Origin of the sequence: Massilia haematophila (assembly GCF_042647645.1) — a bacterium.
GTDB lineage: Bacteria > Pseudomonadota > Gammaproteobacteria > Burkholderiales > Burkholderiaceae_D > Telluria > Telluria haematophila.
On sequence record NZ_JBHRVV010000001.1, the window covers coordinates 2,387,369 to 2,401,686 of the forward strand.

Annotated in this window: 13 protein-coding genes and 1 riboswitch; of the genes, 6 read left to right on the forward strand and 7 right to left on the reverse strand. The window is 66.9% G+C overall.

The features are described 5' to 3' along the window. Positions 1–125: 125 nt before the first annotated feature. Complete coding sequence (locus ACFOPH_RS10610; protein ID WP_312549519.1) at positions 126–698, forward strand: manganese efflux pump MntP; 573 nt, start codon at positions 126–128, stop codon at positions 696–698. A 117-nt stretch (positions 699–815) separates the two neighbouring features. Here the strand turns inward: ACFOPH_RS10610 and ACFOPH_RS10615 are convergent, their stop codons facing one another. Together ACFOPH_RS10615 and ACFOPH_RS10620 are read right to left on the reverse strand one after the other, a co-directional pair. Then, a complete protein-coding gene (locus ACFOPH_RS10615; RefSeq protein WP_312549518.1) occupies positions 816–1,280 on the reverse strand; it encodes a VOC family protein in 465 nt (154 codons plus the stop codon). Between the two features lie 127 nt (positions 1,281–1,407). After that, entirely contained in the window at positions 1,408–2,304 is an 897-nt protein-coding gene (locus tag ACFOPH_RS10620) for a LysR family transcriptional regulator (protein WP_312549517.1), read from the reverse strand. A 99-nt stretch (positions 2,305–2,403) separates the two neighbouring features. Here ACFOPH_RS10620 and ACFOPH_RS10625 point away from each other — a divergent pair, with 99 nt between their 5' ends. Both ACFOPH_RS10625 and dkgB read left to right on the forward strand, forming a co-directional pair. Continuing rightward, positions 2,404–3,612, forward strand: coding sequence for an MFS transporter (locus ACFOPH_RS10625; protein ID WP_379735157.1), 1,209 nt, complete (start codon positions 2,404–2,406; stop codon positions 3,610–3,612). 31 nt (positions 3,613–3,643) lie between these two features. Then, the gene (gene dkgB, locus ACFOPH_RS10630) at positions 3,644–4,444 is read left to right on the forward strand and encodes a 2,5-didehydrogluconate reductase DkgB (protein ID WP_379737908.1); all 801 of its coding nucleotides are present in this window, start codon (positions 3,644–3,646) and stop codon (positions 4,442–4,444) included. A gap of 1 nt (position 4,445) precedes the next feature. Here the strand turns inward: dkgB and ACFOPH_RS10635 are convergent, their stop codons facing one another. Continuing rightward, a complete protein-coding gene (locus ACFOPH_RS10635; RefSeq protein WP_312549513.1) occupies positions 4,446–5,144 on the reverse strand; it encodes a glutathione S-transferase in 699 nt (232 codons plus the stop codon). A gap of 263 nt (positions 5,145–5,407) precedes the next feature. Here ACFOPH_RS10635 and ACFOPH_RS10640 point away from each other — a divergent pair, with 263 nt between their 5' ends. Both ACFOPH_RS10640 and ACFOPH_RS10645 read left to right on the forward strand, forming a co-directional pair. Next, positions 5,408–6,367 carry a DUF535 family protein gene (locus ACFOPH_RS10640; RefSeq protein WP_379735159.1) on the forward strand — a complete coding sequence of 320 codons (960 nt, stop codon included), beginning with the start codon at positions 5,408–5,410 and terminating at the stop codon, positions 6,365–6,367. Positions 6,368–6,677: 310 nt separating this feature from the next. Next, positions 6,678–6,776: riboswitch (TPP riboswitch) on the forward strand. A gap of 87 nt (positions 6,777–6,863) precedes the next feature. After that, the gene (locus tag ACFOPH_RS10645; protein ID WP_312549511.1) at positions 6,864–9,008 is read left to right on the forward strand and encodes a TonB-dependent siderophore receptor; all 2,145 of its coding nucleotides are present in this window, start codon (positions 6,864–6,866) and stop codon (positions 9,006–9,008) included. Here ACFOPH_RS10645 and ACFOPH_RS10650 read toward each other — a convergent pair. The 3 genes from ACFOPH_RS10650 to ACFOPH_RS10660 form a co-directional block, all read right to left on the reverse strand. Further along, a complete protein-coding gene (locus ACFOPH_RS10650; RefSeq protein ID WP_312549510.1) occupies positions 9,005–9,523 on the reverse strand; it encodes an ATP-binding protein in 519 nt (172 codons plus the stop codon). The genes ACFOPH_RS10645 and ACFOPH_RS10650 overlap by 4 nt on opposite strands. A gap of 11 nt (positions 9,524–9,534) precedes the next feature. Next, positions 9,535–10,128, reverse strand: coding sequence for a nicotinamide riboside transporter PnuC (pnuC, locus tag ACFOPH_RS10655; RefSeq protein WP_312549509.1), 594 nt, complete (start codon positions 10,126–10,128; stop codon positions 9,535–9,537). A gap of 259 nt (positions 10,129–10,387) precedes the next feature. Then, on the reverse strand, positions 10,388–12,523 hold the full coding sequence (locus ACFOPH_RS10660; protein ID WP_312549507.1) for a S46 family peptidase: 2,136 nt from the start codon (positions 12,521–12,523) through the stop codon (positions 10,388–10,390). 172 nt (positions 12,524–12,695) lie between these two features. Here ACFOPH_RS10660 and ACFOPH_RS10665 point away from each other — a divergent pair, with 172 nt between their 5' ends. Further along, positions 12,696–13,697: a bile acid:sodium symporter family protein gene (locus tag ACFOPH_RS10665; RefSeq protein ID WP_312549505.1), complete on the forward strand. Its 1,002-nt coding sequence runs from the start codon at positions 12,696–12,698 to the stop codon at positions 13,695–13,697. Between the two features lie 14 nt (positions 13,698–13,711). On the opposite strand, the gene ACFOPH_RS10670 is transcribed toward ACFOPH_RS10665, so the two are convergent. Continuing rightward, complete coding sequence (locus ACFOPH_RS10670) at positions 13,712–14,233, reverse strand: PEP-CTERM sorting domain-containing protein (protein WP_312549504.1); 522 nt, start codon at positions 14,231–14,233, stop codon at positions 13,712–13,714. Between the last annotated feature and the right edge of the window lie 85 nt (positions 14,234–14,318).

The following is a 14,318-nucleotide window of genomic DNA, read 5'->3' on the forward strand; positions in this document are numbered from 1 at the left end:
CGCCGCGTCCGGAGCCGTGTATCCGGACTGCGCATGCCGCTCGGTTGGCAAGACCTTTGGCAAGACCGCGTGCGTTGTCCGGGCCGCGCGGCTTGCCTTTGTGCTCGCCCGGCAACGAGACCCCGATGAATCTTGCAGCAACCGCCTCCCTCGCCTTCGCCATGTCCACCGATGCTTTCGCCGCCGCCGTCGGCAAGGGCGCCGCATTGCAACGTCCGCAGCTGCGCGAGGCCTTGCGTACCGGCCTGATCTTCGGCGTGATCGAGGGCCTTACGCCCCTGCTCGGTTGGGCGCTCGGCCAGGCCGCGGCGCCCTATGTGCAGGCCTGGGACCACTGGATCGCCTTCGTGCTGCTGGCCGCGCTCGGCCTGCGCATGATCCGCGAAGGCCTCAGCGCGCCGGATGCCGTGGAAGAGAAACCCTCGAGCCACTCCTTCCTGCGCCTGGCGGTCACCAGCGTCGCCACCAGCATCGACGCGCTGATCGTCGGCGCCGGCCTGGCCTTCGTGGATGCGGACATCCTGGTCGTCTCGGCCGCGATCGGCTTCGCCACCTTCCTCATGGTGACGCTCGGCGTGATGCTCGGCCGCGGCCTGGGCGCGCTGGCGGGCAAGCGCGCGGAGCTGGCCGGCGGCGTGGTCCTGATCGTCATCGGCAGCACCATCCTTTACCAGCATCTGAGCGCGGCCGCGGTCTGAGGCAGGCGGCGGCACCCGTGGAACCGCGGGCGTCATCCGCTTCACGCAGGCCTGCCTGGGCTGCGCCGCTTACCGGCGCGGTCCGTGCATGCCCCTTTTCGCGGGCCAAACCTTTCCTCAGGCGCACTCGCGCTTCATCGCCTCTTCCATCTCTTCCGGCGAAACGTCGCGGATGTGCTGGGCCAGCGACCAGCGGTGTCCGAAGGGATCGTCGAGCTGGCCATAGCGGTCGCCCCAGAACTGGTCGGCCAATTGCATGCGCACCGTGGCGCCGGCCGCCACCGCCTTTTCCCATAACGCATCGACGTTCGGCACCGACAGGTGGATCGTGACCGGCGAGCCTTTCAGGGCGAGCGGCCCGAAGGAACCATAGTCTGGGAATTCGTCGGCCAGGAATAGCGGCGAGTCGCCGATGCGCAGCATGGCGTGGCCGACTTTGCCGTCGGGCATGGGCATGGACATGACTTCCTCGGCCCCGAAGGCCTTTTTATAGAACTCGATGGCCTCGCGGCAGTTCGCACAGACCAGGTGCGGGGTGATGGTGTGCATGCCTTCTTCGACCGGCTTGACTTCCGAACTCATGGTGCTTTCCTTTCAGGATGGGTGACCACTGCGGTGGGTTCTGGTACTGCTCTATTGAGCCTAGCTGGGCCTTGAAGTTCGTGCAACCAGTCTCGATGTTGCGCTGCGCCAGAGGCGTCCTGCACCCTCATTCATCCAGCACGAACGACAGCTCGCGCGCCAGGAACTCGACCAGCGCCGCCACCCGTGGCGCCAGCGCGCCCTGCTTGTAGAACACCGCCCAGACCGGCTGCGACCACGGCAGCGCGGCATCCGCCAGCACCGGCACCAGGCGTCCAGCGGCGACGTCGGCGCGGGTCATGAAGTCCGACAGCGAGGCGATGCCGGCGCCGTTCAGGGCCAGGTGGCGCACCGTCTCGCCGCTCGATGCGGTGACGGCCGGCGCGATCGTGTAGCCCTCGGCGCCATCGTGCACCAGCGGCCAGGTGTTCAGCGACGCCGGCGCGGAAAAGCCGAGCAGGCGATGGCGCGCCAGCTCGGCCACGCCCGCCGGGGTCCCGTGGCGCTCCAGGTAGGACGGCGCGGCCAGCACGCGGATGCGGCTGCTGCCCAGGCGGCGCGCGTTCAACGTCGAGTCGGGCAACTGGCCGATACGGACCGCGACGTCCGCCCGCTCCTCGATCAGGTCGACCACGGTTTCGCCGCTGGTCAGCTCCAGCTGCACCAGGGGATAGGCATCGAGAAAGGCCGGCACCAGGGGCGCGAGCAGGTGATCGTAGGCCGGCGTGGCGGCGTTCACCCGCACCAGGCCCGAGGGCTGGGACCGGCGCGCGGCCGCTTCCGCCTCGGTGTTGGCCAGGTCGGCCAGCAAGGCGCGAGCCCGTTCCAGCAGCCAGGCGCCTTCGTCGGTGAGCTGCAGGCGGCGCGTGGTGCGGTGCAGGAGCGTCAGGCCGAGGTGATGTTCCAGCCGCGCGATGGTGCGCGAGACGCCGGACGGCGTCTGGCCGAGGCGCTCGGCGGCCTTGGTGAACGATCCCGCATCCATGACGGCGGAGAATGCAATCAAGGCCTCTACGTCGATCATTCGTGACTCCCAGTCAAAAGTGTATTGTAGGGCAAAGGATTTTTCGCGAAGGACGAATCCATCACACTGCGCTCTTTCTTTTCACATAGAGAGAGCAACATGCCACTCGCACTCTGGGCGCTTACCTTGAGCGCCTTTGCCATCGGGACGACGGAATTCGTGATCGTCGGCCTGATTCCAGACGTCGCCGCCAGCCTCGGCGTCTCCCTGCCATCGGCCGGGCTGCTGGTCAGCCTGTACGCGCTCGGCGTCGCGGTCGGCGCGCCGGTGCTGACCGCCCTCACCGCGCGCGTGCCGCGCAAGCGCCTCCTGATCGGCCTGATGCTGCTGTTCACGGCCGGCAACCTGGTTGCTTCCGTCGCGCCGGGCTATGCCGCCCTAATGGCGGCGCGGGTGCTGACCGGCCTGGCGCACGGCGTCTTCTTCTCGATCGGCTCGACCATCGCCACCAGCCTGGTGCCGAAGGAAAAGGCCGCGCGCGCCATCGCCCTGATGTTCACCGGACTGACCGTCGCGCTGGTGACCGGCGTGCCGCTCGGCACCTGGATCGGCCAGCAGTTCGGCTGGCAGTCGACCTTCCTGGCGGTGGCCCTGCTCGGCGTGATCGCGATGATCGGCAGCGCGATCCTGGTGCCCTCCTCGATCGGCGACGCCAAGCCGGCCAGCCTCGCGGCCCAGTTCGCGGTGCTGAAGAAACCGCGCCTGCTGCTGGTGTACGCCATCACCACGCTCGGCTATGGCGGCTCCTTCGTCGCCTTCACCTACCTCGCCCCGATCCTGCAGGACGTGGCCGGCTTCGCCGCCTCGAGCGTTGGCCTGGTGATGCTGGTCTATGGCGTCTCTGTCGCCGCCGGCAATATCTGGGGCGGGCGCCTGGCCGACCGCAAGGGACCGGTGCGCGCGCTGCAGATCGTGTTCGCGCTGCTCGCCGCCGTGCTGGCCGTGTTGACATTCACCGCGCCGCACCCGGTACTGGTGATCGCCACCGTGCTGGCCTGGGGCGCAGTCGCCTTCGGCAACGTGCCCGGCCTGCAGCTCTACGTGGTGCAGCGCGCCGAGAAAGACGCGCCGCAAGCGCTGGACATGGCGTCGGGCCTGAACATCGCCGCCTTCAACCTCGGCATCGCGCTCGGCGCCTGGGGCGGCGGCCTGATCGTCGAAAACCTCGGACTGATGGCCACGCCGCCGATCGGCGCCGTGGTCGTGGCCGGCGCCCTGGCCTTGGCCACACTGGCCGGACGCCTCGACCGGCGCGATGCCGCCCGCAGCACCCGCTCGCAGTCCAAGCGGGCCACGGAACTCGTTTAATCACAACAAAGGAAACCACATGAACAAGCAAATGACTATGCCCCAGATCGGCGCAGGCACCTTCCGCCTGCAAGGCCAGCAGGCCATCGACAGCGTCGCCAACGCCCTCGACCTCGGCTACCGCCACATCGACACCGCCCAGATCTACGACAACGAAAGCGAGGTCGGCCAGGCCCTCGCGCAGAGCGGCGTGGCGCGCGGCGAGGTCTTCGTCACCACCAAGATCTGGACCGAACACCTGGCGGCCGACGCCTTGATCCCGAGCCTGGAAGAAAGCCTGCGCAAGCTGCGCATGGACACGGTCGACCTGACGCTGATCCACTGGCCTTCGCCCGGCGCGGCGGTCCCGGTGGCCGAATCGATGCGCGCGCTGATGGGGGCGCGCGAGCGCGGCCTGACGCGTGCCATCGGCATCTCGAACTTCACGATCCCGCTGATGCGGGAAGCCATCGACGCCGTCGGCGCGCAGAACATCGCCACCAACCAGGTCGAACTCCACCCCTACCTGCAGAACCGCGCGGTGGCCGCATTCGCGCGCGAGCACGGGATCCACGTCACGGCCTACATGCCGCTCGCCTACGGCAAGGTGCTGGACGACCCGGCGATCCAGGCGATCGCCGACCGCATCGGGGCGACGCCGGCCCAGGTCACGCTGGCCTGGCTGCTGGCGAAGGGTTACGCCGTAATCCCCTCCTCGACCCTGCGCGCCAACCTCGAAAGCAATCTCGCAGCAAGCCGCCTGCAGCTCGATGCGGACGCCGTCGCCGCCATCGATGCCCTCGAACGCGGCGAGCGCCTGGTCAGCCCGGACTTCGCACCGGCGTGGGATTGACCTAGATGTCGAGCTCCGGATAGCGGCGGAAGATCCCCTCTTCGTTGAAGGGGATGCGTCTATCCGAAGCCAGGTAGGCGGCGATGCGTGGCCTGCCCGCGACGCGCCGGCGCAGTTCATCGAGCTGCGGATGGCGCTTCAGCTCTTTCGCCGTCGCCTTCGGAAATGCGTACTCCAGGCCTTCGAGCGCCTGGAACAGCGACAGGTCGGCATAGGTCACCTCCTGTCCCAGCAGGTAGTCCTGTTTCCCCAGCACGCGGGCGAAATAGCCGAGGAACTTGGGGATGCGCTGCGCCGTGAACTCCCGTGCGCGGCGCAAGGCCTCGGCCTGCTGGTCCTCGTAGTAGAGCGAGGCCCCGACTGGATGGTGGGTCTCGTGCGCCTCGGCGACCAGGTCGGCGATCGTCAGTTGCAGCTGCTGGGTCCAGATCCGGCCCGCCGGGTCGTTCGGCGCCAGGCCATGGCGCTCGCCGATGAACATCAGGATCGCCGCCGTCTGGCCGATCGTCATCCCCTCGACACGCAGGAAAGGCGGCGCAAAGGCCGGCCTCGCGTCCTCCTTCAGCGCCGCCATCAGTTTCTCGACACCCTTCGGGCCGCGCGCCACATCCACATAGTCGACGCCCGCTTCCTCCAGCGCCAGCCGGACGAATTCGCCGCGGCCCTGGATGCTGGGCCAGTAGAACAGTTCATAAGTCATGGTGTCCTCCGCCATCGTCGAACCGGCAGTATCAGGCAAAAATCGGCGGGGCCGCGCGCGGCTCGTGCTATTCTGGCAAGAAACGAACCGTAGTGTTCAACGAGAAAAGCACACCTGAAGGAGCCGACACCGTGTTCGCGAACCGCCGTCGTAGCGTCGAAAAGATTGCTTCAAAGAACTTATTTCCCTTGAGCAATATCACCGCTAGCGCCAGGGAGGTAAGCCACCATAGCGTGGACTACCGCCTTTCACGGAGCGCCACCATGATTTTCGCTCACCTGACCAAGCACTGGCTGGCCCGCCGCGGCCAGCTGCCCCTCTCCTCGCGCCTGCTGTCGGTACTGCGTAGTTCGCGCGTGCTGCTGTACTGGCGCGAGCACGCAGCGCTGTGCCGGCTCGACGTCGTGCGCAACCATCTTGCCGCGGTCGCAAGCGACGACCTGTTCCACCACCTGAGCCACCGCGATTACCTGGTCAAGGGCTTGAGCGCGCGCCAGCGCGTGCAGTGCGTGCTGGCGCACTACCGTTTCGAGGACAGCAGTTTCGACGCCGCCTACAAGCAGGCGGTGTACGCGAGCGGCGGGCTGGCGCTCTGGCAGCACGAGGCGAACGGCAGCCGCTTCCTGATCCGCCTGGAGATGGCCTCGCGCATGAACGCCGAGGGCGACCTGACCATCGCCCTGGTCGCCGACGGCAAGGTGCTGCACCGGCTGTCCTTTTCTTGGGTCGCCGGCGCCATCGCCGGGCTGCCGGCCGGCCTGCTGCCCTTCGTTGCCCGCAACCAGGGACGCTGGCTTGATTCCGGCGCGGCCTTCGAGGCCTTCGAGAATGCCTTCCCGAACAACTCCCCGAGCTTCTTCTGCTTCGCCGCGATGCAGGGCGTGGCCCAGGCCCTGGGCATGGAGCAGGTGGCGGCGGTCAAGTGCACCGCCCACATCGCCTACGACCCACTGGAACTCAAGCACTTCGCGAATGCCTACGACGGCTTCTGGAAAATCCTGGGCGGGACCGAGCTCCCGGGCGACACCTGGCGCATCACGCTTCCCTTCTACCTGAAGCCGTTGGCCGACATGCCGTCCAAGCACCGCAAGCGCGCCGCCCAGCGCCGCGAACACTGGCGCACGATCGGCGACGCCGCGCGCACGACGCTGCAGCGCCACCTGCTGCACGGGCGTGCGCACTCCGGGCATGCGGCGCCGCTGCGCGAGGCGGCCGAGGCGTGAGGTGTGTTTTTCGTAGGGTGGGTTCTCGAACCCACGCGGTCGTGCTGGTGCATACCGCAACGCGACAGGAACTCCCCGTCATCCAGCCGCCCCGGCTTCGCTTGAGGTTCCATTTGCCCAAGCCGTGAGACCGCGTGGGCTCGAGAGCCCACCCTACGTAGCCTTCCATCGTCACGTTTCGATTGATCGTCTGTGCCATACCGCGTGGACACAGGTGTCCACCCTACGAGGATCAATTGTTCGCGACCGAGACGCGCACCCCCATCCATTGACAGAACCACCACGGCGCAAGAAGCCCGTGGTACACTCGCGCCTTCGCTAGGGGTCCTGGAATTCGCGTTCCGGGTGAGAGATACCCTTCGTACCTGATCTGGATAATGCCAGCGAAGGAAAGCGCAACGCAGTTCGACATCCTTGTTTGCCCTTCCCCCACGTTGGCTCCGGCTTTTTTGAAAGCAGTGCGCCGCCGACGCGGTGCGCGAAAACGAGCAAACTCATGAAACCTGTATTCAAGCATTCCCTCCTCGCCTGTGCGATCGCGCAGGCGTTCGCCATATCCGGTTCCGCTGCCGCCTCCGACGAGACCGTGGAAAACGCGCAGGCCATCCCCTCGGTGGTCGTCAGCGGCAGCAAGTGGACGGTCAGCGACCGCGCCAGCGTCGGCGGCTTCGCCGACATGCCGATCATCGACACCCCGGCCTCGGTGAGCGCCTTCGGCCGCGAACGGATGCAGGACCTGTCGATCCGCAGCGCCAGCGATGCCCTCGCCTACGACGCCTCGGTCGGCGACGCCTACAACGCGGTCGGCTATGCCGAGCAGTTCTCGGTGCGCGGCTTCATGCTGAACAATAACTCGGGCTACCGCAAGGACGGCATCGCGATTCCCGCCGATACCCAGATCCCGCTGGAGAACAAGGAGCGACTGGAGCTGCTCAAGGGCGTGGCCGGCATGCAGTCCGGCCTGGCGGCGCCGGGCGGCATCCTGAACTTCGTCACCAAGCGCCCGACCAACAACGATCTGCGTTCGGCGACCGTCGAAGCGCGCGAGCGCGGCACCCTGTATGGCGCCGTCGACCTCGGCGGGCGGTTCGACGATAAACGCTTCGGCTACCGCGTGAACGCCGCCGCCGAGCGCCTGCGCTCCTACATCAAAGGGGCCGATGGCGAGCGCCAGTTCGTGTCCGGCGCCTTCGACTGGCAGATCAGCCCGGACGCCCTGCTCCAGCTCGATGCCGACTTCCAGCACAAGGAACAGGTCACCGCGCCGGGCTACCAGCTGATCCGCGGTGTCGCACTGCCGCGCGGCGTCTCGGCCAAGACCCTGCTCAATGCCCAGCCCTGGACCAGGCCGGTCGACACCGACAGCGCCAACTTCGGCCTGCGCTTCGACTATCGCCTCAACGCCGACTGGCGCGCCACCGTTACCGCCAACAAGCACTGGTTCAAGCGCGACGACTACACCGCCTTCCCTTACGGCTGCAGCAACGAGGGCGACGGCTACTATCCGGGCTTCTGCTCGAACGGCGACTACGACGTCTACGACTACCAGAGCGTTGGCGAGCGCAAGACCCCGTTCGGCGTCCAGGCCCAGGTCCAGGGCCGCTTCGCGCTGGGCGGCCTGCGCCACGTGCTCACCGCCGGCCTCGGGTACGCCGAGCGCCACAACAGCTACGGCGACTACGTCTACGACTACGCCGGCTACAGCAACATCTACAACAATTTGATCGTCGATCCGGCGCCGGGCAACCCGAGCACCGGCCCGGTCTCGGAACGCTACACCGAGCGCGAACGTTCGCTGTTCGTGCAGGACATCGTGACGCTCACGCCGGAACTGACCCTGCACGCCGGCCTGCGCTACACCAAAATCGACAGCAGCCAATTGCCGGAACCGGAACTGGGCTGGACGTCGAGCAAGGCCAGTTATGTGCTGCCGAGCGTCTCGCTGGTCTACGGCCTGACGCCGAACTGGAACGTCTACGGCACCGTCGCCCACGGCCTGCAGTCGGGCGGCGTGGCCGAGATGGGCACGACCAACGAGAACGAGGACCTGGGCCCGAACCGCTCGAAGCAGTTCGAGCTCGGCACCAAGGGCCAGTTCGGCGACGTCGCCTTGAGCGCCGCGCTGTTTCAGATCACGACCGGCCTCGAGTACACGAACGCGGCGGACACCTTCGTCCGCAACGGCGACCAGCAGCACCGCGGCTTCGAACTGGCGGCCCAGCGCAGCAGCGGCGACCTGACCTACGGCGCGACCCTGATGGCGCTGCGCGCGAAGCAGGAAGGCACGGGCGACGCCCGCTACGACGGCAAGCGCGCCACCAACGTCCCGGAACTGAAGACGACCCTGTGGGCCGACTATGCGGTGCCGGCACTGCCGGGCCTGAAAGTCAGCGGCCAGTGGCAGTATGCCGGCAAGAAGTCCTTCGATCCCGAGAACACGGTCTACGTGCCGGGCTACCACGTGTTCGGCCTGGGCGCGTCCTACGGCCTGAAGATGGGAACGACGAACGTGACCCTGCGCGCCCGCGTCGACAACCTGTTCGACAAGTTCTACTGGCGCGACGTCACCCAGCAACTGGGCGGCTACCTGCTGCCGGGCGCGCCGCGCACCTTCCGCGTGTCGGCGCAGTTCGACTTCTAAAGGGCTGCCAACGCCAGCTCCACCTGCCGCAGACGCCGCGGCAGGTCTCCGCTGATCAACACGAACGGGATGCCCCGTTCGTTCAGCTCGGCCAGCACCATCCGGTGCACCATCTGGCGCACCTCTTCCGATTCGCGCTGCAGCCCGTCCGGCGTCCATGGCGTATCCGTGGCGGTCACCAGGGTCAGCGCGTAATCGTGGCTGCGCGCCAGTTCCCCCAGTCGGTCATCCACCCTGCCCCAGTAGACGCGGCTGTAGAGGGCCGTCATCAGCGGCGTGGTGTCGCAGAACAGGTAACGTCCTGCCTGCGCGGCGGCGGCGTCCTCGCGTTCGCGCTGGGTGCGCGCGATGCCGAACTGGTCGTCCTCGAACGGCACCCGCCCCATCGTGTCGACGAATTCGCGCAGGTATTCCGGCACCCAGAGGGTAGCGTAGCGCCGGGCCAGCGCTTCGCACAGGGTCGACTTGCCGCTCGACTCGGCGCCGAGAACGGCGATGCGCAAAGGCGCGTTCATCGAGAACACACTCATTGCGCCACTCGCGCGATATTGCTCCAGGCGCGCAGCCCGCGCGCCGCCAGCAGCACGAACACCGCATACAGCACGGCCGTCACGTGCAGGTCCTTGTACAGGTAGAGGCCGACGTAGAGCACGTCGACCACGATCCAGACGTGCCAGTTCTCGACTTTCTTGCGCGCCAGCAGGAGCTGGCCGACCAGGCTGCCGGCGGTGAGGAAGCCGTCGATGTGCGGCACGTCGGTGTTCGTGTAGTTCTTCAGGAACCAGGACAGCAGGAGAAAACCCAGGCCCCATGCCGCCACTGCCCAGGCCCAGCCGGCGGCCCCGAGGCGCGTCACCACCAGCCGCGTCTCTGCTGCACCGCGCAGCCATTGGTACCAGCCCCACACCGAGGCCGCGATGAACACCAGCTGCAGGCCGCTGTCGCCGTACAGGCGCGCGTCGAAAAACACCACCGCATAAGTGGCCGAGGACGTGATCGAGAACAGCCAGGCCCAGTGGTTCTGGCGGACGTTGAGCAGCACGGTCGTCACCGCCAGGGCAAACGAGACCAGTTCGAGGGGCGTGGTGCTGAAACCGAGGACGGCGAGTGTTTCGTTCATTCGGGCGTGTCGATGGGAAGGCGGGGCCGTGCGCGGACGGATCGAGGCTGCTGCATGGCGTACTGCATCGCGGCGGCAGGTCAGCGGGCGATTATGCGAGCTGGCGCCCGAATGCGCAAGCCGAACCGTCCGGTTCCGGACACCCCTGTTCGCAGCCGGGCAGCGCCAGGCGGGTATGCCGGACGTGTTCCCGCAATCCAGCATAAAAAAACCGCGGCCGGATCGCTCCGGCCGCGGTTCTTCGATCGATCCAGACTGCTTATTTCTTCGGATACTTGATCGTCATTTCCTTCAGCAGGTTGTCGGCGCCGTCGACCTCCTTCATCACCCACAGCATGTAGCGGATGTCGACGTGGATCGCGCGCGTGATCGCGGTGTCGAAGTACCAGTCCTTGGTGATCGACTCGTAGGTCGAGTCGAAGTTCAGGCCGACCAGTTCGCCGCGCTTGTTCATCACGGCCGAACCCGAGTTGCCGCCGGTGGTGTCGGCGCTCGACAGGAAGTTGACCGGCACGGTGCCCAGCACCGGGTCCTTGAACGCGCCATAGCGCTTTTCCAGCACCGCTTTCTTCAGCGTTGCAGGCACCAGGAACGGGTCCTTGTCGGTTTCCTTCTCGAGGATACCCGCGACGGTCGTGAACGGGCCCTTGACCAGGCCGTCGCGCGGCGCGTACGGCGACACGGTGCCGTAGGTCACGCGCAGGGTCGAGTTGGCGTCCGGGTAGACCGGTTTACCCTGCGACTTCTTCCAGGCGATGACGGCGCTCATGTACTGCGGGATGGTGCGGTCCAGGTTGCCGTCGATGTCCTTGCGGCGGTTCTCGAGCGCGTCGGCGACCTCATTCAGGCGCACGGCGAGCTGGATGAAGGGATCGTTCGACTTGCGGAAAGCATCGACGTCCGCGTTCATCCAGGCCAGGCGCTTGGCGGTGTCGGCCAGCTCGGTGCCCTTGTAGAAGGCGTCCAGGCTGGCGGCGTTCGGCGCCAGGGCGTCCAGGCCCTGCGGACGCAGCTTCTGGTCGATCTTCGCATAACGCGTCAATGCGGCGGCCCAGCGCGCCTGGTCGACGTCCGGCACGAAGGACTGCTCGAGGCGGGTCAGGCGCGCCTTGATGAAGGACAGGTCGCGTTCCTGGTAGCCGGCGTCGCGCTGGGCGTCCGGCTTCTGGCGCTCCTGGGCCAGGCGGTACAGGGTGCGCGCGCTCTTGAGCAGGTCGCTATGCGTAGCCTCGGCATAGGCCGCTTCCTCGCGCGACAGCGCCATGTCCGACGCGATCACGGCGTCCAGGTCGGCCAGCAGGTTGCCCGCGCTGCCGTTCTTGCCGTACCAGGCGCGGAACTCGGCGTCCTGCACGTCCTTGATGGCGGCGATGTCCTTGCGCGCGAAGCCGTCGAGCAGGCCCTGGGTCTTCTTCAGCACGTTGTTCAGGCTCTTGGCGACGCTGGCGTAGCGCACGTCCCAGGCGGCGTTGCCGCGGGTGGCGGCAGCGATCACGTCGAGGTCGGCGGTGATGGTCGCGACCTTGGCCGGGTAGTCGACCTCGCGCGCGAAGCGGATTTCCGACGGCAGCTTGTAGCGGCTGGTGCGGCCCGGGTAGCCGGCCAGCAGGATCGGGTCGCCGTTCTTCAGGCCTTCGGCGGACACCACCAGGAAGTCCTTCGACTTGTAGGGCACGTTGTTCGGCGACGGATCGGCCGGGCGGCCGTCGGGGCCGACGTAGGCACGCAGGAAGCTGTAGTCGCCGGTCTGGCGCGGCCACTCGTAGTTGTCGATGTCGCCGCCGAAGTTGCCGATCTTGTCCGACGGCGCGTGCACCAGGCGCACGTCGCGGATCATCAGCTGCTTGATGCGGTAGTACTCGAGGCCGCGGTGGAAGGCCGGCACCGAGCAGCGGTAGGCCTTGTCGCTCTCGCACTCGGCGATCAAGGCCTTGATGCGCGCGGAAATCGCTTCGCTGCGCTCGCGCCCGCTCATGCTGCCGCCCAGGCCCTTCAGCACGCGATCGGTGACGTTCTCGACCTTCTCGGTCACGTACACCAGGGTGTTCGGACCGCCCGGCAGTTCCTCGGCGCGGGTCTTGGCCAGGAAGCCGTCGACGATGTAGTTCTTTTCCGCGGTCGAATTGCGCTGGATGGCGCCGTAGGCGCAATGGTGGTTGGTGACCACCAGGCCGTCCGGCGACACGAACGAGGCCGAGCAGCCGCCCAGCGAGACGATCGCGCTCATCGGATGCTTCGACAGGTCGGCCAGCTTCTCGGCCGGCATCGTGATGCCGATGCGTTTCAGTTCGGATTTCAGCTGCGGCAGCTGGTGCGGTTGCCACTGGCCTTCGTCGGCGACGGCATGGGCGGCCACGCCGATCAGGGCGACGGGCAGGACGATCGATTTGAACAAGGTAGGACCCCGGATGAGTTGGAACAAGCGCGAGTATAGCCCTTGGCCGGGGCCGGAAAAAGGTTTTTCGCCGTCCATACAGGATGCATGGAGCGTACCGCGTGCCCCGCAACTCGTGCATTCTGGCTAGAATGGAGGATTGCCCGCCGGGCTGGCATTTCGAAGGAACGCCATGGGACGCCTCGCCACCCTCCTCTCCACCCTCGCGCACAAGCTCGCGCTCGACGCCTATACCGTGGCGCTGCTCGGCATGGTCGTGCTGGCGAGCTTCCTGCCCGCCAGCGGCCAGGTCGCCGTCGCGCTGGGCGACGTCACCACGGTCGCCATCGGCCTGCTGTTCTTCCTGCACGGCGCCAAGCTCTCGCGCGAAGCCATCGTCGCCGGCCTGATGCACTGGCGCCTGCACCTGCTGGTCCTGGCCTCGACCTTCGTCATGTTCCCGCTGATGGGCCTGGCCATGAAGCCGCTGGCCCTGGGGCTGCTCACGCCGGACCTGTATCTCGGCATCCTGTTCCTGTGCGTGCTGCCCTCGACCGTGCAGTCCTCGATCGCCTTTACCGCCATGGCGCGCGGGAACGTGGCGGCGGCCGTCTGCAGCGCCTCGGCCTCGAACTTCCTCGGCATCTTCCTCACCCCCATGCTGGTCGGTGCGCTGATCGTCAGCGACGGCGGCGCGGCCGGCGGCGGCTCGGGCTGGTCGCAGGTGCTGAGCATCGTCGAACAGCTGCTGCTGCCCTTCCTTGCCGGCCAGTTGCTGCGCCCCTGGATCGGCGCCTTCATCGACCGTCACAAGCCGGTGCTGCGCTACGTCGACCAGGGTTCGATCCTGCTGGTGGTCTACACCGCGTTCTCGGAATCCGTGACCGAAGGCCTGTGGCAACACGTCTCGGGCTGGACCCTGTTCGCGCTGATCGGCGTCAGCTGCCTGATGCTGGCGATCGCCCTGGGCCTGGCCACCTGGACCAGCCGCCGCGCGGGCTTCTCGAAAGAGGACGAGATCACGATCGTGTTCTGCGGCTCGAAAAAGAGTTTGGCCACCGGCGTGCCGATGGCCAAGGTGCTGTTCGCGCCTTCGGCGCTGGGGATGATCATCCTGCCGGTGATGCTGTTCCACCAGATCCAGCTGATGGTCTGCGCCGTGCTGGCGCAGAAGTGGGCAAGGCGCGCCGAGTGAGGCTTGCCTGAGGCTTACTGCTGGCGGCGCCGGCGGACGGCGTACAGTGCGCCCAGGCCGCCCAGCAGCATCGCGGTGGTGGCCGGCTCCGGCACGGGCGACGGCTCGCCCGGGGTGGCATCGAGGTCGGTGACCGTCAGGGTGTAGACGCCGGTCCCCAGGTACTGGGTCAGGTTGAAGGTGCCGAGCTTGAAGGTCGGCGTGTATTCGGAACCGGTGTAGAGCTGGAGGCCGTCGGTGCTCAGCAGGAGCGTGTCGCCGTACCAGTCGAGGATCTCCATGCCGCCGCCGATGGAAGCGTTGAAGAAGGTCAGGTCGGCCACGTCGAACCACGAACCCGGGAAGTTACCGAAGACGTCATAGACGGTGAAGCCGAGGCCGGGATAGGGAACATCCGACGCGAGGGTGGAGTCCAGCTGCCAGCTGGCGTTGTAATCGCCGGTGAGATCGAACTGGTACAGCCCCGCATTCGCCACGCCTGCCGAGAAGAACATGACGGCAGCAGCTGCTTTTTTCAGACTTTTCATCAGATTCATTGCGCATTCCTGTCAAGTGAATGGTCGTTATCCCGACCGGTGATGGTAGTTTCGGGAGCAATGCGAGGGATGTCACACTGATACC

Excerpts from the sequence above, each read along its gene's own strand:
- ACFOPH_RS10650 (WP_312549510.1), bottom strand. The coding sequence starts at position 9,523 with ATGAACGCGCCTTTGCGCATCGCCGTTCTCGGCGCCGAGTCGAGCGGC.
- ACFOPH_RS10645 (WP_312549511.1), top strand. The coding sequence starts at position 6,864 with ATGAAACCTGTATTCAAGCATTCCCTCCTCGCCTGTGCGATCGCGCAG.
- ACFOPH_RS10670 (WP_312549504.1), bottom strand. The coding sequence starts at position 14,233 with ATGAATCTGATGAAAAGTCTGAAAAAAGCAGCTGCTGCCGTCATGTTC.
- ACFOPH_RS10615 (WP_312549518.1), bottom strand. The coding sequence starts at position 1,280 with ATGAGTTCGGAAGTCAAGCCGGTCGAAGAAGGCATGCACACCATCACC.
- ACFOPH_RS10625 (WP_379735157.1), top strand. The coding sequence starts at position 2,404 with ATGCCACTCGCACTCTGGGCGCTTACCTTGAGCGCCTTTGCCATCGGG.
- ACFOPH_RS10610 (WP_312549519.1), top strand. The coding sequence starts at position 126 with ATGAATCTTGCAGCAACCGCCTCCCTCGCCTTCGCCATGTCCACCGAT.
- dkgB (WP_379737908.1), top strand. The coding sequence starts at position 3,644 with ATGACTATGCCCCAGATCGGCGCAGGCACCTTCCGCCTGCAAGGCCAG.
- ACFOPH_RS10665 (WP_312549505.1), top strand. The coding sequence starts at position 12,696 with ATGGGACGCCTCGCCACCCTCCTCTCCACCCTCGCGCACAAGCTCGCG.
- pnuC (WP_312549509.1), bottom strand. The coding sequence starts at position 10,128 with ATGAACGAAACACTCGCCGTCCTCGGTTTCAGCACCACGCCCCTCGAA.
- ACFOPH_RS10620 (WP_312549517.1), bottom strand. The coding sequence starts at position 2,304 with ATGATCGACGTAGAGGCCTTGATTGCATTCTCCGCCGTCATGGATGCG.
- ACFOPH_RS10635 (WP_312549513.1), bottom strand. The coding sequence starts at position 5,144 with ATGACTTATGAACTGTTCTACTGGCCCAGCATCCAGGGCCGCGGCGAA.
- ACFOPH_RS10640 (WP_379735159.1), top strand. The coding sequence starts at position 5,408 with ATGATTTTCGCTCACCTGACCAAGCACTGGCTGGCCCGCCGCGGCCAG.